The following is a 22855-nucleotide window of genomic DNA, read 5'->3' as shown; positions in this document are numbered from 1 at the left end:
ATTCAGGGTATCTGGGCGGGCGCGGGCAAAGCCGCCAGGCCGCCGTTGCCGCTTGTCCACGGCGCTGGCCTAAGGTATCACCCGCCGGCAAGACGAAATGCAGGACAGTCCCTTATGCGCGCCGAAATCCAGAACGTTGTCACCGATATCCAGAAATCCCTGCGCCTGCTTGCACAGCGGATGGATCAGGAGACCGCGCAGCATCGGCTGGAGGAGTTCAACGCGCGTGTTGAGGATCCGAACCTGTGGGACAATCCCGAAAACGCGCAGAAACTGATGCGCGAGCGTCAGACGCTGGTCGATGCGCTGGACATCTACAAGGGGATCGAGACCGATCTTGCCGACAATATCGAGCTGATCGAACTGGGCGAAATGGAAGACGACCAGGATGTGATCAAGGATGCCGAGGCGGCGCTGAAGGCTCTGCGCGAGCGCGCCGCCGAGAAGGAGCTGGAAGCACTCTTGGACGGCGAGGCCGATGGCAATGACACCTTTCTGGAGATCAACGCGGGTGCCGGCGGGACCGAGAGCTGCGACTGGGCCTCGATGCTGGCGCGGATGTATGTGCGCTGGGCCGAGAAGAAGGGCTATAAGGTCGAACTGCAATCCGAGAGCGCGGGCGACGAGGCCGGGATCAAATCGGCGGCCTACAAGATTTCCGGCCACAACGCCTATGGCTGGCTGAAATCGGAAAGCGGCGTGCACCGGCTGGTGCGGATTTCGCCCTATGACGCGGCGGCCAAGCGGCACACCTCGTTCAGCTCGGTCTGGGTCTATCCGGTGGTCGACGACAATATCGAGATCGAGGTGAACCCCAGCGATATCCGCATCGATACCTACCGGTCATCCGGCGCGGGCGGGCAGCACGTGAACACGACGGACTCGGCGGTGCGGATCACGCACATCCCGACCGGCATCGTGGTGACCAGTTCCGAGAAATCGCAGCACCAGAACCGCGACATCGCCATGAAGGCGCTGAAATCGCGGCTCTACCAGCAGGAGCTGGACCGCCGCAACGCCGAGATCAACGCCGCGCATGAGGCCAAGGGCGATGCCGGCTGGGGCAACCAGATCCGGTCCTACGTGTTGCAGCCCTATCAGATGGTCAAGGACCTGCGCACCGGACACGAGACCAGCGATACCAAGGGGGTTCTCGACGGTGCTCTGGACGGGTTCATGGCGGCGACGCTGGCCATGAAGGTTTCCGGCAAAAGCCGCGCCGACGCCCAGTCCGAAGACTGAGGCGGGCCGGGCAGGGGGCACTGCCCCCGCCAAAAAAATTCGTCGAATTTTTTTGGGCTCCCTCGGTTTATTTCTTGCGAAATGAAGGGGCGGGTTCAGCCCTGTTCCAACTCGATCAGATTGCCCTCGGGATCGCGCATGTACAGGGCGCGGCCGGGGTGCTCGGCGCTGCCGAGATCGGTGATCTTACCCTGCTGGCTGCCGCCTGCGGCCAGGATGGCGCGGGCCGTGGCCTCGATATCGGCGGTTACAAAGGCCAGATGGCGCAAGCCCGGCGTGTCAGGCTGGGGCTGCGCGTGATCTCGTGTCGAAGCGAAGTGCTGGATTTCGAGGAAGGGCGCATCGCCACCGGGCAGGTTCAGCCAGATCGACAGGATCTCGGCCTCGGGCAGGCCGATGCCGTGCCCGACCCAGGCACCGCTCAGCCGGGTGGCGGGCCGCCGGGGCGAACAGCCCAGCGCGGCACAGTAGAATTCGGCCAGGGCAGGGGCATCGCGGGCGATGAGGCAGACATGGGCAAGTCGCATGGGCCGATCCTATCGCAGGGCCGGCCAGCCGGGAAGCGGGCGGTTGCAGAAAAGATACATGCAAACAGTGGGTTTAAATGCCGCCCCGGCGTCGCTAGGCTCGGTTCGAAACCAGCCTAGGGAGGCGCCGCCGCATGGATGTGATCCGTTCTTCTGCCAGTGATATTCTAGGGGCGCTGCGTAGCCGGCAGTTGTCATCCGAGGCGGTGATGGAGGCGACGCTGGCGCGGATCGCCGCCGTCAATCCCGAGCTGAACGCCATCGTGGCATTGCGCCCGACCGACGAGCTGTTGGCCGAAGCGCGGGCGGCGGATGCGGTGGCGCCCGAGGCGCGCGGCGCACTGCATGGCCTGCCCATCGCGGTCAAGGATCTGGTCGAGACGGCGGGGATCGTCAGCAGCCATGGCTCGCCGCTCTTCCGCGACCACGTGCCCGAGCGGGACGACCTGATCGCGGCGCGGATACGCGCGGCGGGGGCGATCCTGATCGGCAAGACCAATGTGCCCGAGTTCGGCCTGGGTTCGCACACGTTCAACCCGGTCTATGGCGCCACCGGCAACCCCTATGCCCCGAACCTGACCTGCGGCGGCTCCTCGGGCGGGGCGGCGGTTGCGCTGGCCACCGGCATGACTGCGCTGGCGGATGGGTCGGACATGATGGGAAGCCTGCGCAACCCGGCGGCCTGGTGCAATGTCTACGGGTTCCGGCCCAGCTGGGGGCGGGTGCCCTCCGAGCCGCTGGGCGACACCTTTCTGCATCAGCTGGCGACGCTGGGGCCGATGGGGCGCAGCCCGGCCGATATCGCGATCCTGCTCGATGTGATCTCGGGCGCTGATCCGCGCCAGCCGCACGGCTTTGACAGCGCGCCGGTCGCGCCGCTGCGTCCGGCTGCGACACGGGGTCTGCGCCTCGGCTGGTTGGGTGATTGGGGCGGGGCCTTCCCCACCGAACCGGGCATCCTGCCGCTTTGCGAGACGGCGTTGAAGATCTTCTCCGACCTTGGCTGTACGGTCGAGAAAGTGCCGCCGCCCTTTGACGCCGAGGCGCTGTGGGAGAGCTGGATCACCCTGCGTTCCTGGAGCGTCGGGGCCGGTCTGGCGCCCCTGTCCGAGAAACGTGCCCAGCTGAAGGACAGCGCCCAATGGGAGCTGGACCGGGGCCTCGCCCTGTCGGCGATGGAGGTGGACCGCGCCAGCGTGACCCGTTCGGCCTGGTTCATGCGCGCGACAGAGCTGTTTGAAAGCTATGATGCGCTGATCCTGCCCTCGGCGCAGGTCTGGCCCTTTGATCTGGACCGGCCCTATCCGACCGAGATCGCGGGGCAGGCGATGGACACCTATCACCGCTGGATGCAGGTGGTGACCCCGGTCAGCCTGATCGGCCTGCCCAGCCTGGCGATGCCGGCGGGGTTCGGCGATGCGGGGCTGCCGATGGGGGTGCAGATCTTCGGGCCGCGCGGCGGTGATGCGGCGCTGCTGGCGCTTGGAGAGGCCTATCACGCGGCCACGACCTGGCCGCAGCGGCACCCCGGTATGTGAGCACAGGCAAGATGAGACAGGAGGTGCCGGCATGATCGAGAAACCCTTTGGTGTGCCGCCGATGCATCCGGCCAACATGGCCATGCTGCGTCAGGCGCTGGCGGCGGGGCTGCGCGACTATCTGCGCGCGCCGCTGTTCGGGGTGCTGTTCTCGGGCTTTTATGTGATGTCAGGCCTGTTGATGGCCTGGATCACGATCTGGACCGGCACCACCTTCTGGCTGGTGCTGGCGGCGATCGGCTTTCCGTTGCTCGGCCCCTTCGCAGCCGTTGGCCTCTATGAGGTGTCGCACCGGCTGGAGCAGGGCGAACCGCTGGATTTTGCCGAGATTTTTGGCGTCGTGATCCTGCAAAGCCGCCGTCAGCTGCCCTCGATCTGCGCCATCATGGTGCTGGTGTTCATGTTCTGGTTCTTTCTGGGCCACATGATCTTTGCCCTGTTCCTGGGCCTGTCGACGATGACCAATGTTTCCAGCTCGATGGAGGTCTTCCTCAGCCCCAACGGGCTGATGATGCTGGCCATGGGCACGGTTGTGGGCGCCGGTTTTGCAGCGCTGCTTTACATGATCACGGTGATGTCGATCCCGATGCTGCTGGATCGCGAGCTGGATTTCGTGACCGCGATGATCGCCAGTTTCGGCTTTGTCACCGCGAACCCGGCGGTGATGCTGGCCTGGGCTGTGATCCTGGCGGTGATGACCTTTGTTGCCATGCTGCCCGGATTTCTCGGCCTGTTTCTTGTGCTGCCCTGGCTGGGCCATGCCTCCTGGCATCTCTACCGGCAGGTCACCCGCGACGATGCGGGGACCTGAGCAAAGGATCGCGCGGTCGGCAGGCCCTGCACCCCCAGGTGTCAGCGGAACGGTTCGTCCGGGCGCAACAGGCGCCGGTGAAAGGGCAACAGATCTTCCGCGTCGATGAATCCGGCCTGCCGGGCGGTTTTCCAGATTGCCGACCTGTCGCGGCCCAGATGCTCGTACACCATCCGCGTGATGCGGTGGCCGCTGACCGGTTCGCGCACCGAGCGCGACACATAGCCGACCCAGAAATTGTTTTCGAACGAGGCCACACGCGACAGGTAGTTGAACGAGAAGGTCATCGCATTGCGGCGCGAGATCAACAGTGTCACCCCGTCATCCTCGCGGGTGACATAGCCACGAAACTCTCGGGTGCGGGGATCGTCGGGCAGGTCCTGCTGGCGCATCGCCTCAAGCGCCTCGTAGCCCCGGATATAGGTCGCGTTGTTCTCGCGGAACACATAGACCAGCCCCAGCACGAACTTGCGCTCGCTGACGAAACTGCGCCGGGTGAACCGGTAGAAGCCGCTTGGAAAATCGTCCTCGTCCAGCCGGGTGACGTCCGGGCCGAAAAACTCTGCCAGCGCCGGCCCCGACAGGATTTGGTCGGATGCCGGGATGGCATCGACCGGATCCAGCAGGATGCGGGCATCGACATCGAAGAAGTTGCAAATCCGATCCAGCACATCGGGGCGGGGAAAGCTCTCTCCTGACAAGTAGCGGTTGAATTGAGTGCGGTTGATCCCGAGCTGTCGCGACAGTTCGGAGATGGAGGGGTAACGGCGGGACAGTCGGCGCAAGTTTTCGCCGAACATGTTGCGGAGTTCCGCCGGTGTCCTGGTTGTCTTTGTCATAGGGTCCCGAAACAGAATTGTTCATTTAGACCGAAACGTGAAGGGTTGAGTGGTGAGTCCCTTCGGTCGATACACACAAATTGACACTATTTAGCGTCATAATGGACGCGAAAGAGTGTCAGGAGGCTACCGGTCCCGACACAAAAAGCAATAGCCAGACACGCATTTTACCATGTTTGAGTCGTGTTAATTCGCTCAATCTAAAGAAAACAAGTCATTGGGACGGGATATGTTTGGTGTAGTACTCTGGAGCGACAGCGATGACCAAAAAGCGGTCATCTGGTGCGAGGACCATGGGGACCTCGCGTTCTACCGGCGGACGGACGCTCAGGCGCCGGTCAGTCTGGATGTGGGGGATTGGGTCCAGTTCGATCTGGTGACCGAACGCAAGCAGCGTTTGGCATTCAATCCGCGCCTGATCGATCAGGGAAGCTATCGCGGCTTGCCCGATCTGCTGCGCGAGGCGGAAACGGAGGGAACTGGCGGCGCGGCCCCGGAAGGGCCCGTTGCCAAGGTGATCCCGTTTTCGGGCCCTGCCGGGCGCAAGCGCGACAGGCTGCCCAACGGCGAAGCCTGCCACGCCTGACCAGCTGGCAATCAGTCGCCGCGCAGCAGTGCCGCGACACCTGTGCGTGCGATTTCGGCAAGGCCGAGCGGCCGCATCAGATCGGCGAAGGCGTCGATCTTCTCCGGTGCGCCGGTGATTTCGAAGACAAAGCTCGACAGGGTACTGTCGACCACATTGGCGCGGAAGATATCCGCCAGACGCAGCGCTTCGACCCGCTTGTCGCCACTGCCCACCACCTTGAGCATTGCCAGTTCGCGCTCGACCGAGCGGCCCTCGACCGTCAGGTCATGCACGTCGCGGACCGAGACGATCCGGCCCAGCTGCGCCTTGATCTGTTCGATCACCTGCGGGGTTCCGGTGGTCACGATGGTGATGCGGCTCAGGTGGCCGGTATGGTCCACCTCGGCGACGGTCAGGCTTTCGATGTTGTAGCCACGTCCCGAGAACAGGCCGATGACGCGCGCCAGGACACCCGGCTCGTTCTCGACCAGAAGGGCGATGGTGTGCCGCTCGGCCACGTCCGAGAATGTCGGGCGCAGGTTGTAGGCGGAGTGGCTCGACGAGCCTTTCTTGATGTGTAGGGCAGACATGTGCGTCCCTTTCAGAATGGAGGGTGCCGGCCGCCATCGGGCGCGGCCGACAAAATTCGCAGGATTTTGTCAGACGAGGACCGCGCCGCCGGCCTGGATCACGCCCTGGGTCTCGGCATCGCCCAGCAGCATCTCGTTATGCGCCTTGCCCGACGGGATCATCGGGAAGCAGTTCTCGTGCTTTTCGACAAGGCAATCGAAGATCACCGGCCCGTCATAGTTCAGCATCTCCATGATCGCATCGTCCAGATCGGCGGGGTCCTTGCACAGGATGCCCTTGGCGCCAAAAGCCTCGGCCAGTTTCACGAAATCGGGCAGCGCCTCGGACCAGGATTGCGAATAGCGCTCGCCATGCAGCAGTTCCTGCCACTGGCGCACCATGCCCAGACGTTCGTTGTTGAGGATGAACTGTTTCACCGGCAGACGGTACTGCACGGCGGTGCCCATTTCCTGCATGTTCATCAGCCACGACGCCTCTCCCGCCACGTTGATCACCAGAGCGTCGGGATGCGCCATCTGCACGCCGATCGAGGCGGGGAAGCCATAGCCCATGGTGCCCAGGCCACCGGAGGTCATCCAACGGTTCGGGTCCTCAAAGCCCAGGTATTGCGCCGCCCACATCTGGTGCTGGCCGACCTCGGTACAGACATAGCGGTCACGCCCCTTGGTCAGCGCCTCCAGACGCTCCAGCGCGTATTGCGGCTTGATGGTCTTTTCCGAGGGCTTGTAGGTCAGGCAGCTCACCTTGCGCCATTCGGTGATCTGGGCCTGCCATTTCTGCACTGCTTCGGCATTGGTCTTGCGCCCGCGCGCTTTCCAGACCTTCAGGATGTCTTCCAGCACATGACCCACATCGCCGACGATGGGGATATCGACCCGGATCACCTTGTTGATCGAGCTGGGGTCGATGTCGATATGGGCCTTCTTCGATTTCGGGCTGAACGCGTCGATGCGGCCGGTGATCCGGTCGTCGAACCGGGCGCCGATATTGATCATCAGGTCACAGCCATGCATGGCCATGTTCGCCTCGTAAAGCCCGTGCATGCCCAGCATGCCCAGCCAGTTCTTGCCCGAGGCCGGGTAGGCGCCCAGACCCATCAGGGTCGAGGTGATCGGAAAGCCGGTCGCATCCACCAGCTCGCGCAGCAGCTGGCTGGCCGCCGGACCCGAGTTGATCACGCCACCACCGGTATAGAACACCGGGCGCTTGGCCTTTTCGATGGCGGCGACCAGCTCGGTGATCTCCTCCATGTCGCCCTTGACGGGCGGGTTGTAATGGGATGTCAGGCCCTTGGGGCCCTGGTACTGGCCGGTTGCGAACTGCACGTCCTTGGGGATGTCGATCAGCACCGGGCCGGGCCGCCCCGAGGTGGCCACGTGGAACCCCTCGTGGATGGTCTTGGCCAGCTTGTCGGTTTCCTTGACCAGCCAGTTATGCTTGGTGCAGGGGCGGGTGATACCCACGGTGTCGGCTTCCTGGAAGGCGTCCGAGCCGATCATGAAGGTCGGCACCTGTCCGGTCAGCACCACCAGCGGGATCGAGTCCAGAAGCGCATCGGTCAGACCGGTCACCGCGTTGGTGGCGCCGGGGCCCGAGGTCACCAGCACAACGCCGGGCTTGCCGGTCGAGCGGGCATATCCTTCGGCCGCGTGCACTGCGCCCTGTTCGTGCCGCACCAGGATGTGGCGGATGTCGTTTTGCAGAAAGATCTCGTCATAGATCGGCAGGACGGCGCCGCCCGGATAGCCGAATACCGTATCCACGCCCTGATCCTTGAGGGCCTGGACCACCATCTTTGCGCCGGTCATCTCACGTGTCATCTGCTTTGCTCCATTGGCGACATGCGTCTTCTCGATTCAGCATAAAAAAAGCCCCCGAACTTTCGGAGGCGCATGGGTTCGATTATGGCTTACCGTTACCGGCCCATGCGCGTGGTTCCTACGATTACGACTAGCGCGGTCATTGCCTGCGGCTCCTTCATGCTTGGCGGGGACATTATGGGCGAGGGCAGGGGGCGTCAACAGCCAATTGAGCCTGGATCCTGTTTACGGACCCCGTTTTGCGAAAGAATGTTGCGCAAAACGTCGCATCCCGCAAATTTTCAGAAGAGGGCACAGGTGACATGGCTGGCAGGAGGGTGCTTTTTCAAGGCGAGTCGGTGAGGCGCCGCGCCGCTAGCCCGCGATCCGTCGCAACAGGGCTTCGACGGGGCCGCGCCCGAACGCGCGCGACCAGAGCAGGGCATAGACGGTTGCCGCCGCGCAGAACAGCAGGGCCGCGGCGGTGGCGCCTGCTACGCTCTGGCCGCCCAGCAGGTCCATCGCCTCCAGCACCCCCATCCCGACCAGCACATGCGCAAGATAAAGCGTCAGCGTCTGCCGCCCCGCTGGTCCGACAATGCGCAACAGGGCCTTGCCCGGTGCCAGCTCTGCCCCGATCAGGCAGGCCCCGACCACTATGCAGGCCGCGCCGATGCCCGCCATCGAATAGAGCGGGCCGGGCGGAACCGGCTCGGTCCCCGCCAGCAGCGCCAGACCTGGGTTCAGTGTCGCCAGCGCGACCGCCAGCCGAGCGCTCAGCGCCTCGGCCAGGGCCAGGGCGACAAACCCGCCCGCGATCAGTCCTCGCTGGGTCCTGCGCTCGGCCAGGGGCATGCGGCTCAGCAGGATGCCGAACAGCAGAAAGCCAAGCCAGGGCACAACCGGATGCCAGCCATTGAACATCAGGTTTCGCAGAAAGCCGGTCGGCGTCCAGAAGCCGGTATAGGTATAGGTCTGCCAATCCCAGCCCGCGTCGTAATCAAGGGTAAAACACAGCCCCACGAACAGGGCGTTCAGGCCCAGCACAAGGGCGGCCAGGCTGGCGCTGCCAAGCGGCAGCAGCAAGGCGCCGAACAGGAAATAGAAGGCGTAGTAATGCAGGATATCCGCCTCGAACACCGTCATGTTCAAAAGCCCAAGCGCCAGCAGCACCAGCGCTCGCCGCACCGTGCTTGCGGTGGTCTGGGCGGCATGCTGCTGATGGGACAGGCCCAGCCCGATCCCGGCCAGCACAACAAAGGTGGCGGCAGCGCGCCCTTCGAGCGCGCCGGTCAGCTGGGCAAGCAGCCCGGCGCCGCCTTCGGCCCCCATGGCGATCTTGAAGTTGACGATCACCATCCCGACAAAGGCAAGATAGCGGGCCAGATCAAGACCTGCGAGGCGTGAGCTGTGGGCTGTCATGATCCGGATCCTGTTTGGGTCAACTGCGCGTGATCGGCCCACGACCGGTTCTTCCCTTGCGAAGGCCCGGATGCTATGAATGAACGATCGTTCATTGAGTTAGGTGTTCTCAACAGGAGCGTCAAGATGGAGACAGAAGAGGCCGGCGCGGCAGGGCGGATGCACCCGCGCAAGATCGAGATCGTCACCGCCGCGGTGACCTGTTTTCTTGAGCGGGGGTACCATCAGACAGGCATTCGCGACATTGCCCGGCAAGCGGGTGTCAGCCTGGGCAATCTCTACAATCACTTCGCCGGAAAAGAGGCGGTTCTGGCCTTCATCGCCGAGCTTGAGGGGCGCGAGCTTGCCGCGTTTGTGGACATGCTGTCGGATCCGGAAGAGCCATATGCGGCACTGGAGCGGTTCATATGGGCCTATGCCGCTTATGCCGCGCGTCCGGAAAACGCCTTGCTTGGTCTCGAGCTCATGGCCGAGGCGCTGCGCAACCCGACCATATCACAGGTGTTCGACGGCAACCGTCATCAGCTGGTAGCAGCGCTGATGGGCTGTCTTGAGCGGGGCGTTTCCACGGGGCGGTTCCGGCATCTGGACGATACCCGCGCGCTGGCGCTGATGATCCTGGACACGCTCGAAGGGCAGGGGCTGCGCCAACTCGACCGCAAGACGCCGGACCCGGACGCGGTGCGGACCCTGTGCGCGGTGCTGACGACCGGCCTGCTGGCCCGGGATCAGAGCCCGCCGCCGGTGCCCTGCAACACGCCATGTTCCAGCGCATAGCGGGTCAGTCCGGCGGTTGACGAGATTCCCAGCTTGCGCTTGATGTTCTTGCGGTGGGTTTCCACCGTGCGCACCGAGATATCGAGCGCGATGGCCACTTCCTTGTTCGACTTGCCCTGTGCCAGTTGCAGCAGAATGGTCTGTTCGCGCCCCGTCAGCGCCTCGCGCGCCTCTTCGCCTTCCTTGGGTTCCAGCGAGCCCTTGGCGCCGGTGCACAGGTAGCGCTCGCCCCGCATCACCGCGTCGATGGCCTGCTTGATCTCTTCGGTGGGTACGTCCTTGAGGACATAGCCCATGGCGCCATGGCTGAGCGCGGTCGAGATGTATTCGGGGCTGTCATGCATCGACAGGATCAGGATCCGGGTGTCGGGCATCTGTTCGCGGATGATCTCGGTGGCGCCCAGCCCGCCCAGGCCCGGCATGTTCAGATCCATCAGGATGACATCGGGCAGTAGCGCCAGGCTGCGCCCGACCGCCTCGCGCCCGTCGCCCACGGTTCCGATCACCTGAATGTCGTCATAGCTCTCCAGGATCGCCTGGATGCCTTCGGCCACCATCGGGTGATCGTCGACGATAAGCACGCGGACGGGGGTGTCGGTCATGGCAGGGCCTTTCTTTTCGACGCCGGCTCCTCCTGGGGCGGCAACAGGTGGCTCAGCGGCAGGCTGACCTCGATCACGGTGCCCGACTGCGCGCCGCGTGATGACAGGATGCGCAGGTTGCCGTCAAGCTGTTCGATCCGTTCCTGCATGTTGCGCAGGCCCAGGCCGGGGCCGGGCCTGCCCGGGGTCGAGCGGATGCCACGGCCATTGTCCGAGATGCGCATGGTGGCGCCCTTCTTGTGGCCGCGCAGGTCGATCGAGACATGGGTGGCGCCGGAGTGGCGCTCGATATTGGTCAGCGCCTCCTGCGCGATGCGGTAAAGCGCGATCTTGCTGTTCTGGTCCAGTCGGTTGCGAAACACCACGGTGGTAAAATCGGTGGCGATGCCGGTGCGTTCGCGGAAATCGTCTGTCAGCGATTTCAGTGCGGGCCCCAGTCCCAGATCGTCGAGTACACCGGGGCGCAGGTCGCGGCTGATGCGGCGCACCTCGGAAATCGCGCTGCCCAGATTGTCGATCCCCTTGTCCAGCGGCGGTTCCGCCCCCTCGTGGTCGCCGCGCGCCAGCCGTCGGCGGGCATTGTCCAGCGCATAGCGCACCCCGACCAGGATCTGGCTGATGCCGTCATGCAATTCGCGCGCTACCCGGCCGCGCTCTTCCTCTTGTGCGTCGAACACCCGCTGGGTCAGCTCCTTGAGCTTGGCATCGGCCAGGCGGCGCTCGCGGATATTGATCACCATACCCGAGCCGAACACGATCAGCAGCGCCGCCAGCGCGATGGCCCCGATATAGAGAAAGGTGCGGCGCACCCGGGCCTGGGTCTCGGCCCGGGCGGCGGCGACCGAGGCCAGCACATCGTCGATGAACACCCCGGTGCCCACCGCCCAGCGCCAGTCCTGAAGGCCCACCACATAGGCCACCATCTGTGCCTCTTCCCCGGTCGAGGGTTTTTCCCACATGAAGGAATGCCAGCCCGCGCCCTGCCGGGCGAGGCGGATGAACTCGTCCACCACCGGCACGCCCTTGCTGTCGGTCAGCCCCTCCCAGTTGCGGTTGATGAATTCGGTCTGGCGCGGGCTGACCAGGTTCTTGCCCTCGTAGTCGTAGACGAAAAAGAAGCCGTCCTGACCGTAGATCATCGCCGCCAGCATCTGCGCGACCCGGGTCTTGGCCTCGGCGTCGTCAGGGGCGGCGGGGCCGTAGATATGGGCAAACCCGTTGCGCGCCTGGGTGACATAGTTGCGCAGCTCGGCCTTCTTGGCCTGCAACAGCTGCCGTTCCAGCGCCTGGATTTCGCGCTCGGCCAGGGTGCGGGCCTGATAGGCCACCAGCGCCGCGATGGCGGCCACCGCCAACACCAGCGGCAGCGTCGCCAGAAGAGAGATCTTCTGGGCATAGTTGGGTCGGATCAGGCTGCGCAGGCGGTGCATGGCGAATCGATACGCAAATCCGCCGGCAAAATCAAAGCATGCGATCAAGTCCTGACCGGCCGATCCACGCTTTTGCGGTCGCCCGGTGCCTGAAAAACAGTGGATTTCAAGGTCATTGGCCAATTTTTTCCGCGCCGCTACGTAGTAATAGGTATTCACAGAGCGGATCATCGCTCGTTACCTTTGCGGCACTGGAAACGATCCGCCCACCGGGATGACCCGGCGGGCGTCCATGACTTGCAAGGGGAGGAAATACTCTTATGGATCGTCGTTCTTTTCTGAAAACCTCGGCCATGGGCGGCGCTGCCGCGGCCGCCACCACCGCTCTGGCCGCTCCGGCCTATGCGCAGGGCAAGCGGACCCTGACCATGGTCACCACCTGGGGCCGCGGTCTGGCCGGTGTGCATGACTCGGCACAGCGCGTCGCCGACAACATCACCGCCATGTCCGATGGCAACCTGACCGTGGACCTGAAGGCCGCCGGCGAATTGGTGGGCGCGTTCGAAGTGTTCGACGCCGTCTCCTCGGGCCAGGCCGACATGTATCACGGCGCCGACTATTACTTCGTCGGTCAGCACCCGGGCTATGCGTTCTTCACCGCCGTGCCGTTCGGCATGACCGCGCAGGAACTGGTGAACTGGTACTATCACGACGGTGGCCACGAACTGCATGACGAACTGGGCCAGATCTTCGGCCTGAAATCCTTCCTGGCGGGCAACACCGGCGCGCAGGCGGGCGGCTGGTTCTCGAAAGAGATCAATGGCCCCGAAGATTTCAACGGTCTGAAGTTCCGGATGCCGGGTCTGGGCGGCAAGGCGCTGGGCAAGCTGGGCGCAAGCGTGCAGAACATTCCGGGTTCGGAAGTGTATCAGGCGCTGAGCTCGGGTGCCATCGACGGCACCGAGTGGATCGGCCCCTGGGCGGACGAAAAGGCCGGCTTCCAGGAAATCACCAAGACCTATTACACCGCCGGCTTCCACGAGCCGGGTGCGGGTCTGTCGGTGGCAACCAACCGCGAAGTGTTCGAGAGCCTGAGCCCCGCGCATCAGAAGATCATCGAGGTTGCGGCTGGCGAATGCCACCAGTGGAACCTGGCCCAGTTCCTGTCCAACAACGGCTCGGCCCTGCAGCGTCTGCAGGCCGGCGGCGTCAAGGTCCTGGAATTCCCCGACAGCGTCTGGGATGCCTTCGGCAAGGCCAGCCAGGACGTCATGGCCGAAAACATGGGCGATGAGCTGTTCAAGAAGATCCACGACAGCGCAATGGCGTCGATGAAATCCTCGTCGGCATGGCTGAACATGTCGTCGGGCGTCTACACCGCACAGCGCGACCGCGTTCTGGGCTAATCCCGCCACGCGGCGAAAACCGGATCCCCCGCCTTCGGGCGGGGGTCCTCCGCTTTGCCAGGACCTTGCGGCGATGATCCGCAGGACGATCCGGCACTCCTGAATCGGGGACATCATGCAGGACGATAACGGTCTCTCCTTTTTCGGCGCCCTATGGAACGGTCTGATCTGGCTGTTTCAGAACATCGCCGAAGCATTCTATAATTTCGGCTACGCGGTGACCCATCCGCAGCTCTGGCTGGACTGGTCCGACAAGGCCTCGATCATGCGCTTTGTCTATTATGGCGGCTCGGTCGAATTCTTCTTCGTGATCTTCACCTTCGTGCTGATCCTGACGGCCATCGGCATGTATTTCCGCCCCTTCATGTGGGGGATGGTGCGTTTGCTCGAAGGCTTTGCCAACACAACCGGGCGCTTCTTTGCCTGGGCGGGCCTGCTGATGGTGCTGCAACAGATCATCATCGTGTTCATGCAGCGCGTGTTTGCGCGACCCGATCTGTCCTTCGGCTTTGGCATCCCGGTGACGCTGGACGTCAGTTGGTGGTCCGAAGAGCTGAAGCTTTACAACGCCATGGTGGTCTGCCTGTGCGCCACCTACACTTTTGTGCAGGGCGGCCATGTCCGCGTCGACCTGATCTATTCCGGCCTCAGCCATCGCGGCAAGCGGGTGGTGGACATGGCCGGATCGCTTCTCTTCATGATGCCGATGGCGGTGGTGACCTGGCTTTACGGCTGGTACTTCCTGTGGCGCCACCTGATCGTTCCGAACCCTTCGGCCAGCGACCAGCTTGACCGTCTGCTGATGAAGTCCCGGGCGCTGCGCTGGAACGTGGAAACCATCGGGTTCAGTCCCAACGGGTTCAACGGGTATTTCCTGTTCAAGATCCTGCTGGTCACATTTGCCGCCATGGTGTTCATCCACGCAGTCGCCTTTTTCTACCGCTCCTGGCTCGAATTCGTAGAAGGCGAGGGCAGCGCGGGTAAATTCCTCGACAAGGATAGTCTTGGCGAGGGCGAAGAGGCCTATGAAGGCACGCATTAAGAATAGGAACTGGGGACATGCTATTCGGTCTTGATGGCGTCGAAGTCGGCCTCATTATCGTCTTTCTCTGCCTCTTCGGGGGCATCCTGTCGGGATTTCCGGTGGCCTTTGCCATCGGCGGCGCCGGCATCATCTCATTCGGCATCATCGCCGCGCTGGACAGCGCGGGACTGCTGATCCACCAGGCCATCGACACCTCGTCGCAGGCCTATGCAGAGCTGATCGGAGCCGGGGTCAAACCCGATGCGATCTCGGTGTTCAGATACCCTGAACTGCCCCGCATCGCCGAACATGTGTTCAAGGGCGGCTGGGAAACGGCGATGGACCGCAACGTGTCCTTCATCGTCAACCGGATGAACGAGCGGGTGCTGGCCGGCCAGTCCATCGAGACCCTGCTGGCGGTGCTGATGTTCGTGCTGATGGGGATCACCCTGGAACGCTCGAAGATCGCCAACGATCTGCTGACCACCATGGCGCGTGTCTTTGGCCCGCTGCCCGGCGGTCTGGCTGTGTCGATCGTGGTCGTGGGTGCGTTTCTGGCCGCCTCGACCGGGATCGTCGGTGCAACGGTTGTGACCATGGGCCTTCTGGCCCTGCCCACCATGCTGCGCAACAACTACTCGCCGGAACTGGCGACCGGTGTGATCGCGGCCTCAGGAACGCTGGGGCAGATCATTCCGCCTTCGATCGTGATCGTTCTGCTGGGGACGCTCGCGGGTGACCTCTATTCGACCGCGCAGGAAACCCGCGCCATCGAGGCGGGCTGTACCGACGCGCTGACCTTCCTGGGCGAGCCTGCGGTGGTGTCGGTGGGCACCCTGTTCCAGGCGGCGCTGCTGCCGGGCATCCTGCTGGCGCTGCTCTATGCGCTTTATGCCTTTGGCTATGCGTTGCTCAATCCCGACAAGGCGCCGGCGGTTGCAATGGGCGGTGGCTCGGGTGAGCCGATCACCCGCGGCGAGGGCTTTACCTGGCTGCTGGGCGCGCCGGTGGCGCTGATCGCCGGGGTGTTGCTGCTGGGCAGCCTTGGTGTCGTGGGCAGTCAGGACGTGACCGTCTCGACCTTCTCGGACAGTTCCAAGAGCGCCAGCCTGCGCACCAATGTGGGACCTGAATGCAAGGCCTCGATGATCGCGCTGCACGGGCAGGAAGCCTGGGACGCGGCCTTGGCCGAGCAGGAGTCGATCGACGCCGCGGGCGGGGTGCAGGAATCGCACCGCCTGAGCGCGGAGGAGATCGCCGAGGCGCGCGCCACCAAAATCGCCGATGCCGCGCCGATCGGCACCGGTGTCGCGGTGATCGCGGTGCTGCTGGGGCTGACGCTGGTGGTGGGCCGGGGCATCGCGCCCTCGCGCGACCCGAAACCGCTGCTGGTGGGCGGGCTTGGCCTGGTGCTGATGTTGCTGGCCGATATCCTGTTCATCGGGCCGCTGACCTCTCCGGGGGTGACGGTGCTGATCCTGCTCGTGCCGTTGGCGCTGGCGCTCTATGGCTGCAAGGCGGCGGCGATCCGCTGTACCGGCAATGATCTGATCCGGGTGGTGTTCCCGCCGCTGGTTCTGATCATCGCGGTGCTGGGCTCGATCCTGGGCGGCATCACCAACCCCACGCCGGCGGCGGCGCTGGGCGCGGGCGGGGCCATCATGCTGGCGGCCTATCGCAAGCTGAAGGACGAGGGCCGTACGGGCAATGTGATCATCTGGTCGACCTTCGCCATCATCATCTGCCTACTGATCGGGGTGAATTTCGACCTGCGGATCAATCAGGACGGTGTCAGCGTCGAGACCTGGATCGCCTTCATCTTTGCCTATGCCACCTATATCTATGCGCTGGGCGGGCTGCTGTTCGGCTGCTGGGTTCTGTTTGCAGGCGGTGTGCTGACGCCCATCGTGCGCGAGACGGCCAAGGTGACCTCGATGGTGTTCACCATCCTGATCGGCTCGCAGCTGCTGAACCTGGTGGTGATCAGCTTTGGTGGCGAGCATTACATCCAGCAGTTCCTGAAGAGCTTTGACAACGAGTTCACGGTGTTCCTGATCGTGATGCTGGTGCTGTTCATCCTGGGTTTCGTGCTCGATTTCCTCGAGATCATCTATATCGTGATCCCGATCGTGGGGCCGGTGATCTATGGCGGGTCCTTCGATCCGAAATGGGTCACCATCATGGTGGCGGTGAACCTGCAGACCTCGTTCCTGACCCCGCCATTCGGCTTTGCCCTGTTCTATCTGCGCGGGGTGGCACCGAAGGAGGTGACCACGGGCCATATCTATCGCGGTATCGTGCCTTTCGTGATCATCCAGGTGGTCGGGATCGCGATCTTGTGGAGCTTCCCCTCGATCGTGACCATCGTACCGGCGCTGATTCCGAACTGACCGGGGTGCTATCAAACGGAAAAGGGGGCCTTTGGGCCCCCTTTGCTTTTTGAGTGATGGTCAAGGGGCGCTGCCCCTTCTTGCCCCTTCGGGGCAATTCATCCCCCCATGCCCCTCTGGGGCAGTTCATCCTCCATGCCCCTCTGGGGCAATTCGTCCCCGGGATGTTTCGGGCAAGAGGAAGAGCAGGGGCCGCTCAGGTGAACTGGATCAGGTCCCAGCGGTTTGCAAACGGGTCACGCCAGACCGCCACAATGCCATAGGGTTCGTGGCGGGGCGCTTCCTCGAACTGGACGCCCTTGGCCAGCATCGCAGTATGGTCACGGGCGAAATCGTCGGTCTCCAGGAAGAAGCCGACGCGCCCGCCGGTCTGGTTGCCGATGGCAGCGGTCTGGCGCGGGTTGACGGCGCGAGCCAGGATCAGCGAGGCACCGCCCCCGGGAGGAGACACCCGAACCCAGCGCTTGCCGTTGCCCTGATCCTCGTCCTGATCCAGATGGAAACCGAGCGCGCCGCAATAAAAGGTGATGGCCGCGTCGTAATCCGGCACGACCAGAGAGAGCGCAAACAGCCGCATCCGCTCAGTCACCGGTGGGCCAGCGGTCGGGCAGCTGGATATTGGCCACCTGTTCGGCGATCGGATCGGTCGACAGCGGATGGCGGATGGCGTCATGCGCCTCTGGGTCGGTCATCGCCTGCCAGCGGCCGCCCAGATAGATTTCGAGTCCTGAGAACCGCGACTTGTACCCCATCTTGGGACTGCCGGGCACCCAGTAGCCGAGATAGACATAGGGCAGCCCCGCCTCGCGCGCGATGGCGATGTGATCGAGGATCATATGGGTGCCCAGCGAGTCCCGGTGCAGATCGGGGTCGTAGAAGGAATAGACCATGCTGAGCCCGTCATCGAGCACATCGGTCAGGCTGACCCCGATCAATGCACGAGTGTCGCGATGGGCATATTCGATCACCCGGCTGCGGATCGGGGTCTCCTCGATCATCGCGGCGAACTCGAACACGTCCATGTCGGCCATGCCGCCATCGGCATGGCGGCTGTCCAGATAGCGGCGGAACAGTTCGTATTGCTCGTCGGTGGCCCAGGGTGAGGTGGCGCGCCGGGTCAGATGCGCGTTGCGGCGCATTGCGCGTTTCTGGCTGCGGCTGGCACGAAAGGCCGAGACGTCGATCCGGGCCGACAGGCAGGCGGCGCAATCGGCGCAGGACGGTCGGTAAAGTACGTTCTGCGAGCGGCGGAACCCCTGTTGTGACAGCGCATTGTTCAGACGCTCGGCACCTTCGCCCTGCAACGCGGTAAACAGTTTCCGCTCCATCCTGCCCGCCAGATAGGGGCAGGGTTGCGGAGCGGTCACATAGAATTGCGGCGCGATCGGCAGGGTGTGGCGCATGAGGGTCCCGTCTGTTCCTGAAAGCGGATGATAACAACCCATCCGGGACCCGCCAAGTGACCAAAGTCACAAGAGTTAAGCGTAAGCCCGCCGGTTCAGCGCCACGGTGCCCAGCACCGCATCGGTCAGGCCCTGGGCGCGCGATCCGGTCAACATCATCAGGATCGAGATCACCTGAAGCAGAGGCAGCGCCATGCTGACGGTATAGCCCGCGGTATGGGCCAGCGCCTGGCCTCCGTTCAGATGGGCGCCATAGGCATCGCGCAGCTCGATCCCGACAAAGCGCATGCCCCAGGTCGCCGAGCCGCCGGCGATGGTGGCGACGCGATAGACAAAGCCCACGACCAGATAGAGCAGGGGCCAGACAAAGGCGCCGACAAAGGCAGTGAGCAACACCACCACAAGGCTGAGCATCAGGATCACGCAGGTGTCGAACACCCAGGCAAAAAAGCGTTTGGCCGGGATGCTTTGATAGAATTCCGGCTGATGGTCGGGATGGGGAAGGTGGGTCATCGGGGCAGGATCCGTGTGCAGGGGATGGCCGCCCCGCTAAGGGGCGGCCGGTCGGGCTCAGGCGTCGTCGCTGTCGTCATCGCGACCCTTGCTGCTGCGCTCGTCATCGCGGGCCTTGCGGACACGCTCGTCCATGAAATCGTCGAACTCGGCCTTGTCCTTGGCCTCGCGCAGGCGGTGCAGGAAGGCCTCGAAATCGGCCTGCTCGCGTTCCAGGCGGGCCAGCGTATCGGCCTTGTAGGCGTCAAAGGCGCTGTTGCCGGTGGTCGACATCGCCCGCATGCCGTGATGGCTCCAGGCTTTGCGGCGGGTGCAGGATTTGCTGAACATGCGTTTGCTCCAGATCATATAGGCGAGAAGGGCAAGGCCGAGGGGCCAGAAGAAGATGAAGCCAAGGACCATGGCGGCGATCCAGGCGCCTTTGCCCTTGCTGTCCAGCCAGGCTTCGCTTCGATGCAGCCAACCCGGATTTGACGGGGCGGCGACGGGGTCGGTCATCATGGTCATTTTGGGTCTCCAGATCAGTGATGTGAATGTCTTTCACATTACCCATTTGGGGCAGCCTCGCAGGCAATGCAAGAGGGAATGTGAAAAAGATTTACATTAAGCGGTGCGATCCGGCGAAAGGGCGCGATCCAGTGATCAGCCCCTCCTGAGTGGTTTAGTGATTGATAGCGGACACGGATTCTTGCAAACTTTGACAGAGATATTTGCAGCAAACGGTTTTTGTGCGGTTCGCCCCCGTTTGAGCAGCGATTGAACCCTGTTTGAAGCTCTGTACTTCGGAAGCTTTCTAACTCGCAGCGCGGCGTTCGCGGACCGATGGCATAACCGGGACGGGGTGGTCGCCGTCGAAGCAGTTTGCCCGTCCGATCCGCCCCTGATCGGCAGCATCCTCTCCGGCTGAGCCAGATCACGCGGGTTACTGAATGCGAAGCTTGCAGCCTTTTACCGACGGATCGATGTCTTCGTTGGAAACTACAACCTCCGACGCCATCACGAGAACCTGCAGAACCTCACACCGGCCGACCTCTACTTCGGACGCAGTCACGCGATCCTGCAAAGCCGAGAAAGGATCAAACGGAAGACCATCGAAATCCGGCGCTTGCTTCATTGTAAACCCGCCGCATGATCACACCAACCAGATGCGCCAGACCCTCCCTTGGATCAGGCCGCTAACTGGCCCAACAGCTCTGACGACGGACAGGTCGACTGGTTCGACACTTGCCGCCTGCTGGAACCTATCGGAGACATCCCGCCAGCCAAGGCAGAAACAAACGGAAAACCCGGCGCGGTTCGGTGCGAGGTCAGCACTGAACCCTGGAGGAACGGTTGCCGCAGAGCGGACCAATGTCCGTTCTGCGGCAACCGTGACGAAGAGGTGAGATGCTAGAAAGTGGTTGTCTGAGTGACGCCGAGAACAAACGGCGCGCCGTCTGGATCACACAGGATGGGATCATGGACTTGAACGGTTTCATTCACTTCCAAGGAAGCCGGACGCGCGCCTTTGGTTTCAGCCGCACGGAAGGCATCGGAGACTGAAGCGACCTTGATGCACGGGACCCAAACAGAGTTTGAACCGGCTGGCAAGGTCGCGGCATGATGGGTCGCAACAAGATCACCCCCGGGCCCGAGGAGGGCGACACGATCCTTGACCCGCTCGGGAGAGACCTGCCATCCGAAGAGGTCGGCATAGAACGTCTGCGGAAAGTCATTGCCGTTGCTGACATACATCTCAGGGCCGAACTGCCGGCGCGGCACGGGGAAGCTGTGCCGGGACAGCGAAATCCCCACGATTGCGCCGAGTGGATCGCGCACGAGCGCATTGCGCCCGACGCCCGGAACCTCGAACGGCTCCCGAACGATCTTGCCTCCGAGCGTAACGACGCGGCTGACCGCCGCGTCCACATCGGGAACCTCGATGTAAGCGATCCAGCCGTTTTGCTGGCCCGAAGGCGTCTCGGCGAACCCCGCACCCGCTTCGTCCCCGGAGAGGGCAAGGACGAAATCCTTCTCGCCGCCACCCCAGGCAAAATCCGTCGCCCGCTCGATCTGATACGTCCAGCTGGCGACGTGCTGGTAGAATGCCATCGAACGCGCCCTGTCCGATGTGAAAAGGTCGTGCCATACGATCTGTCCCGCTTTCGACTGCGTCATCGTCTCACCTCCTGACATCTTTGATCTTCTTGACGCCGCGCACCATTTTTCCGAACGCCTTGTCGCGCGATCTGCGTTCCGCAAGGCTTGCGGAGTTGAACGCGTCCTCCGCCATCAGCTTGCGCCATCTGCCAAGCCGACGGGCATCCAGAACGCCCTCGTCAACGGCCTTCAGAACAGCGCATCCCGGCTCGGTCTCGTGCTGACAGTCGTTGAATCGACACTGCGTGGCCAGCTCCTGGATATCGGCGAAGAGATCATTGATCCCGTCCGCCGCATCGGTGAGCTGCAATTCCCGCATGCCGGGAGTGTCCAGGATCAGACAGCCATTGGGCATCGCATGAAGCTCGCGCCGCGTTGTCGTATGTCGCCCCTTTGCGTCATCCTCGCGAATGGTCTGGGTCTCGATGAATTGGCTGTCGAGCAACGCATTGGCCAGCGTCGATTTGCCAACGCCGGACGAGCCGAGGAACGCCACTGTCTTGCCGGGCTTGCACCAGGCCGCAAGATCCGCTTTCGGGGCTGAACCGCGCGCATCAAGGGCGACCACCTCAATCATCTCCGACACCGCGCGGGCCGCGTCGATATAGCTTTGCGCATCGGTCACAAGATCGGTCTTGGTGACGACGATGACAGGCGTGATCCGTGCCTCGAACGCAAGCGCGGCATAGCGTTCCAGTCGGGCCACCTTGAAGTCCTGATTGCAGGAGGTGACGATAAAGACCGTATCGATGTTCGCCGCGATCAGTTGTTCCTGCCGGTCGGTGCCAGGCGCGCGTCGCTTGATCAGGCTTGTGCGCTCCAGCGCCCGACTGGATCGCGGGTGCGAAGGATCCAGCATCAGCCAGTCCCCGACAGTTACATCGGCCCTGGGCGGAAGGGTCGTATCAATGTCGTCACCCAGAACGTGCAGCCCACTGCGATGCACTTCGACAACACGAACGGGGGGTGTCGCGATCATATCGTCCACGCTGACTTGCTGGGCAAAGAATGGTTGCCATCCCAGCGCCTGAAGAGGGCTGAGGCTGGCTTGTGATCCGCCGTCGCGTGCACGCTGCGGCAGGAAATTCGAGTAATCCCGTGTCATGGGGGTATCCACTTTCATGTCTCGTGCCCAATCCTTGCTTGGGCGCTGATAGTAAGAAACGAATGTGCACATCAGAACAGGCCGTCGGCTTCAGAGCGACGGGGTTGTTTCAGGTCTTCTATGTGCACCGGGAGGCACTCTGCCTCCCTTCCTTACCGGGACATGAAATCTCCATTTCAGATGGCGCATACATAGGATGAACATGGGCGCACCACAACCGTTGACGGCTGATTTGGAACGCTTCGTCAGTTATCTGCCGAGGCCATTCAAATGGAAAAAGGGTAGGTCAGAACCGCCCGCTCATCGGCCGCTCGGCCTTGTCCAAATCCTGCAACTGTAGCGAAAACAGGTTCCGGCGGGCCGCATCACAGCATGGCAGAGGATCGGTCAATCTCTGCCATGAGCCATGGATATCTGTGGAGGAAATTCGTTGTTTCCAGGCATTGCGCGTTCGGTTCGCTTCCTGTCGCTGACAATCGGGTCTTTGTCCGCGCGACCAATGATGTTCCAGAACCAGACAGCCCCCGGTCTATGTAGGCAGCGCACCAGCTTGAGTGATGCGTGTAGCGCGCGCCGTCATCGCGCCCCGCAAGAACGCCCAACCCTGCAAGCCCACCAGCGCGGGCGCCATCGCCCGGAACGAAGCGGTCAACGCGTCGCCATACCTGGGCCGTGCCCTGTGGCGCCTCTCTGCGAAAGGCCGCATGTTTCAACGCGTCAGCATGGGTGAACTGTTCGAGATCGCGTGTCGGCAATTGGACTGGAACCGTTCGGCTACGGCACGCATTC

At 63.1% G+C, this 22855-nt stretch carries 21 protein-coding genes and 2 pseudogenes; 10 read left to right on the top strand and 13 right to left on the bottom strand.

Annotation, left to right across the window (positions count from 1 at the left end):
* Positions 1 to 114: 114 nt before the first annotated feature.
* Positions 115 to 1242 (top strand): peptide chain release factor 2, encoded by a 1128-nt coding sequence (prfB, locus tag SPO_RS13115; protein ID WP_011048290.1) that lies wholly within the window; start codon positions 115 to 117, stop codon positions 1240 to 1242.
* Positions 1243 to 1337: 95 nt separating this feature from the next.
* Here prfB and SPO_RS13110 read toward each other — a convergent pair whose 3' ends face one another.
* Positions 1338 to 1769 carry a VOC family protein gene (locus tag SPO_RS13110; protein WP_011048289.1) on the bottom strand — a complete coding sequence of 144 codons (432 nt, stop codon included), beginning with the start codon at positions 1767 to 1769 and terminating at the stop codon, positions 1338 to 1340.
* Between the two features lie 134 nt (positions 1770 to 1903).
* Between SPO_RS13110 and SPO_RS13105 the strand changes: the two genes are divergently transcribed.
* Positions 1904 to 3307, top strand: coding sequence for an amidase (locus SPO_RS13105; protein WP_011048288.1), 1404 nt, complete (start codon positions 1904 to 1906; stop codon positions 3305 to 3307).
* A 31-nt stretch (positions 3308 to 3338) separates the two neighbouring features.
* On the top strand, positions 3339 to 4118 hold the full coding sequence (locus SPO_RS13100; protein WP_011048287.1) for a DUF2189 domain-containing protein: 780 nt from the start codon (positions 3339 to 3341) through the stop codon (positions 4116 to 4118).
* A gap of 41 nt (positions 4119 to 4159) precedes the next feature.
* Here SPO_RS13100 and SPO_RS13095 read toward each other — a convergent pair whose 3' ends face one another.
* Complete coding sequence (locus tag SPO_RS13095; RefSeq protein ID WP_011048286.1) at positions 4160 to 4957, bottom strand: helix-turn-helix domain-containing protein; 798 nt, start codon at positions 4955 to 4957, stop codon at positions 4160 to 4162.
* Between the two features lie 229 nt (positions 4958 to 5186).
* Between SPO_RS13095 and SPO_RS22255 the strand changes: the two genes are divergently transcribed.
* Positions 5187 to 5543 (top strand): hypothetical protein, encoded by a 357-nt coding sequence (locus SPO_RS22255; protein WP_051420375.1) that lies wholly within the window; start codon positions 5187 to 5189, stop codon positions 5541 to 5543.
* 11 nt (positions 5544 to 5554) lie between these two features.
* On the opposite strand, the gene ilvN is transcribed toward SPO_RS22255, so the two are convergent.
* The 3 genes from ilvN to SPO_RS13075 form a co-directional block, all read right to left on the bottom strand.
* Positions 5555 to 6115: an acetolactate synthase small subunit gene (gene ilvN, locus SPO_RS13085; protein ID WP_011048284.1), complete on the bottom strand. Its 561-nt coding sequence runs from the start codon at positions 6113 to 6115 to the stop codon at positions 5555 to 5557.
* 69 nt (positions 6116 to 6184) lie between these two features.
* Positions 6185 to 7936, bottom strand: coding sequence for an acetolactate synthase 3 large subunit (locus SPO_RS13080; RefSeq protein ID WP_011048283.1), 1752 nt, complete (start codon positions 7934 to 7936; stop codon positions 6185 to 6187).
* A 354-nt stretch (positions 7937 to 8290) separates the two neighbouring features.
* Positions 8291 to 9337 carry a heparan-alpha-glucosaminide N-acetyltransferase domain-containing protein gene (locus SPO_RS13075; protein WP_044028483.1) on the bottom strand — a complete coding sequence of 349 codons (1047 nt, stop codon included), beginning with the start codon at positions 9335 to 9337 and terminating at the stop codon, positions 8291 to 8293.
* Positions 9338 to 9463: 126 nt separating this feature from the next.
* Here SPO_RS13075 and SPO_RS13070 point away from each other — a divergent pair, with 126 nt between their 5' ends.
* Positions 9464 to 10114: a TetR/AcrR family transcriptional regulator gene (locus SPO_RS13070; protein ID WP_051420374.1), complete on the top strand. Its 651-nt coding sequence runs from the start codon at positions 9464 to 9466 to the stop codon at positions 10112 to 10114.
* Here SPO_RS13070 and SPO_RS13065 read toward each other — a convergent pair.
* Together SPO_RS13065 and SPO_RS13060 are read right to left on the bottom strand one after the other, a co-directional pair.
* Positions 10066 to 10716, bottom strand: coding sequence for a response regulator transcription factor (locus SPO_RS13065; protein ID WP_011048280.1), 651 nt, complete (start codon positions 10714 to 10716; stop codon positions 10066 to 10068). The genes SPO_RS13070 and SPO_RS13065 overlap by 49 nt on opposite strands.
* The gene (locus SPO_RS13060; protein WP_044029274.1) at positions 10713 to 12146 is read right to left on the bottom strand and encodes a cache domain-containing protein; all 1434 of its coding nucleotides are present in this window, start codon (positions 12144 to 12146) and stop codon (positions 10713 to 10715) included. Before SPO_RS13060 ends, SPO_RS13065 begins: the two co-directional genes overlap by 4 nt.
* A 260-nt stretch (positions 12147 to 12406) precedes the next feature.
* Here SPO_RS13060 and SPO_RS13055 point away from each other — a divergent pair, with 260 nt between their 5' ends.
* From SPO_RS13055 to SPO_RS13045, 3 genes are all read left to right on the top strand, one after another.
* Positions 12407 to 13492, top strand: a complete 1086-nt coding sequence (locus SPO_RS13055) for a TRAP transporter substrate-binding protein (RefSeq protein ID WP_011048278.1) — start codon at positions 12407 to 12409, stop codon at positions 13490 to 13492.
* Between the two features lie 115 nt (positions 13493 to 13607).
* On the top strand, positions 13608 to 14534 hold the full coding sequence (locus SPO_RS13050; RefSeq protein ID WP_044028481.1) for a TRAP transporter small permease subunit: 927 nt from the start codon (positions 13608 to 13610) through the stop codon (positions 14532 to 14534).
* Positions 14535 to 14551: 17 nt separating this feature from the next.
* Entirely contained in the window at positions 14552 to 16906 is a 2355-nt protein-coding gene (locus SPO_RS13045; RefSeq protein ID WP_011048276.1) for a TRAP transporter large permease, read from the top strand.
* A 196-nt stretch (positions 16907 to 17102) separates the two neighbouring features.
* Here SPO_RS13045 and SPO_RS13040 read toward each other — a convergent pair whose 3' ends face one another.
* The 4 genes from SPO_RS13040 to SPO_RS13025 form a co-directional block, all read right to left on the bottom strand.
* A complete protein-coding gene (locus SPO_RS13040) occupies positions 17103 to 17483 on the bottom strand; it encodes a VOC family protein (protein WP_011048275.1) in 381 nt (126 codons plus the stop codon).
* A 4-nt stretch (positions 17484 to 17487) separates the two neighbouring features.
* A complete protein-coding gene (locus tag SPO_RS13035; RefSeq protein ID WP_011048274.1) occupies positions 17488 to 18309 on the bottom strand; it encodes an arginyltransferase in 822 nt (273 codons plus the stop codon).
* Between the two features lie 75 nt (positions 18310 to 18384).
* The gene (locus tag SPO_RS13030) at positions 18385 to 18822 is read right to left on the bottom strand and encodes an RDD family protein (protein WP_011048273.1); all 438 of its coding nucleotides are present in this window, start codon (positions 18820 to 18822) and stop codon (positions 18385 to 18387) included.
* A 57-nt stretch (positions 18823 to 18879) separates the two neighbouring features.
* Positions 18880 to 19329 carry a DUF2852 domain-containing protein gene (locus SPO_RS13025; RefSeq protein ID WP_011048272.1) on the bottom strand — a complete coding sequence of 150 codons (450 nt, stop codon included), beginning with the start codon at positions 19327 to 19329 and terminating at the stop codon, positions 18880 to 18882.
* Positions 19330 to 19777: 448 nt separating this feature from the next.
* Between SPO_RS13025 and SPO_RS23325 the strand changes: the two are divergent.
* Positions 19778 to 19954 (top strand): annotated as a pseudogene (locus SPO_RS23325) (IS3 family transposase); the annotation flags it as partial.
* 257 nt (positions 19955 to 20211) lie between these two features.
* Here the strand turns inward: SPO_RS23325 and SPO_RS13015 are convergent.
* Both SPO_RS13015 and rsgA read right to left on the bottom strand, forming a co-directional pair.
* Positions 20212 to 20979, bottom strand: a complete 768-nt coding sequence (locus SPO_RS13015; protein WP_144084004.1) for a VOC family protein — start codon at positions 20977 to 20979, stop codon at positions 20212 to 20214.
* A 4-nt stretch (positions 20980 to 20983) separates the two neighbouring features.
* On the bottom strand, positions 20984 to 22066 hold the full coding sequence (gene rsgA, locus SPO_RS13010; RefSeq protein ID WP_011048270.1) for a ribosome small subunit-dependent GTPase A: 1083 nt from the start codon (positions 22064 to 22066) through the stop codon (positions 20984 to 20986).
* Positions 22067 to 22626: 560 nt separating this feature from the next.
* On the opposite strand from rsgA, the pseudogene SPO_RS22920 reads away from it, so the two are divergent.
* Positions 22627 to 22752, top strand: a pseudogene (locus SPO_RS22920) (IS5/IS1182 family transposase); the annotation flags it as partial.
* Between the last annotated feature and the right edge of the window lie 103 nt (positions 22753 to 22855).

The sequence above is a fragment of the Ruegeria pomeroyi DSS-3 genome (assembly GCF_000011965.2).
GTDB classification, from domain to species: Bacteria; Pseudomonadota; Alphaproteobacteria; order Rhodobacterales; family Rhodobacteraceae; genus Ruegeria_B; species Ruegeria_B pomeroyi.
This window is presented reverse-complemented; position numbering and strand designations above follow the sequence as displayed.

Coding starts and splice junctions, on each gene's coding strand:
- SPO_RS22255 (WP_051420375.1), top strand. CDS start 5,187: ATGTTTGGTGTAGTACTCTGGAGCGACAGCGATGACCAAAAAGCGGTC.
- SPO_RS13065 (WP_011048280.1), bottom strand. CDS start 10,716: ATGACCGACACCCCCGTCCGCGTGCTTATCGTCGACGATCACCCGATG.
- SPO_RS13080 (WP_011048283.1), bottom strand. CDS start 7,936: ATGACACGTGAGATGACCGGCGCAAAGATGGTGGTCCAGGCCCTCAAG.
- rsgA (WP_011048270.1), bottom strand. CDS start 22,066: ATGACACGGGATTACTCGAATTTCCTGCCGCAGCGTGCACGCGACGGC.
- prfB (WP_011048290.1), top strand. CDS start 115: ATGCGCGCCGAAATCCAGAACGTTGTCACCGATATCCAGAAATCCCTG.
- SPO_RS13040 (WP_011048275.1), bottom strand. CDS start 17,483: ATGCGGCTGTTTGCGCTCTCTCTGGTCGTGCCGGATTACGACGCGGCC.
- SPO_RS13030 (WP_011048273.1), bottom strand. CDS start 18,822: ATGACCCACCTTCCCCATCCCGACCATCAGCCGGAATTCTATCAAAGC.
- SPO_RS13050 (WP_044028481.1), top strand. CDS start 13,608: ATGCAGGACGATAACGGTCTCTCCTTTTTCGGCGCCCTATGGAACGGT.
- SPO_RS13035 (WP_011048274.1), bottom strand. CDS start 18,309: ATGCGCCACACCCTGCCGATCGCGCCGCAATTCTATGTGACCGCTCCG.
- SPO_RS13045 (WP_011048276.1), top strand. CDS start 14,552: ATGCTATTCGGTCTTGATGGCGTCGAAGTCGGCCTCATTATCGTCTTT.
- SPO_RS13105 (WP_011048288.1), top strand. CDS start 1,904: ATGGATGTGATCCGTTCTTCTGCCAGTGATATTCTAGGGGCGCTGCGT.
- SPO_RS13100 (WP_011048287.1), top strand. CDS start 3,339: ATGATCGAGAAACCCTTTGGTGTGCCGCCGATGCATCCGGCCAACATG.
- ilvN (WP_011048284.1), bottom strand. CDS start 6,115: ATGTCTGCCCTACACATCAAGAAAGGCTCGTCGAGCCACTCCGCCTAC.
- SPO_RS13055 (WP_011048278.1), top strand. CDS start 12,407: ATGGATCGTCGTTCTTTTCTGAAAACCTCGGCCATGGGCGGCGCTGCC.
- SPO_RS13075 (WP_044028483.1), bottom strand. CDS start 9,337: ATGACAGCCCACAGCTCACGCCTCGCAGGTCTTGATCTGGCCCGCTAT.
- SPO_RS13025 (WP_011048272.1), bottom strand. CDS start 19,329: ATGACCATGATGACCGACCCCGTCGCCGCCCCGTCAAATCCGGGTTGG.
- SPO_RS13070 (WP_051420374.1), top strand. CDS start 9,464: ATGGAGACAGAAGAGGCCGGCGCGGCAGGGCGGATGCACCCGCGCAAG.
- SPO_RS13110 (WP_011048289.1), bottom strand. CDS start 1,769: ATGCGACTTGCCCATGTCTGCCTCATCGCCCGCGATGCCCCTGCCCTG.
- SPO_RS13095 (WP_011048286.1), bottom strand. CDS start 4,957: ATGACAAAGACAACCAGGACACCGGCGGAACTCCGCAACATGTTCGGC.
- SPO_RS13015 (WP_144084004.1), bottom strand. CDS start 20,979: ATGACGCAGTCGAAAGCGGGACAGATCGTATGGCACGACCTTTTCACA.
- SPO_RS13060 (WP_044029274.1), bottom strand. CDS start 12,146: ATGCACCGCCTGCGCAGCCTGATCCGACCCAACTATGCCCAGAAGATC.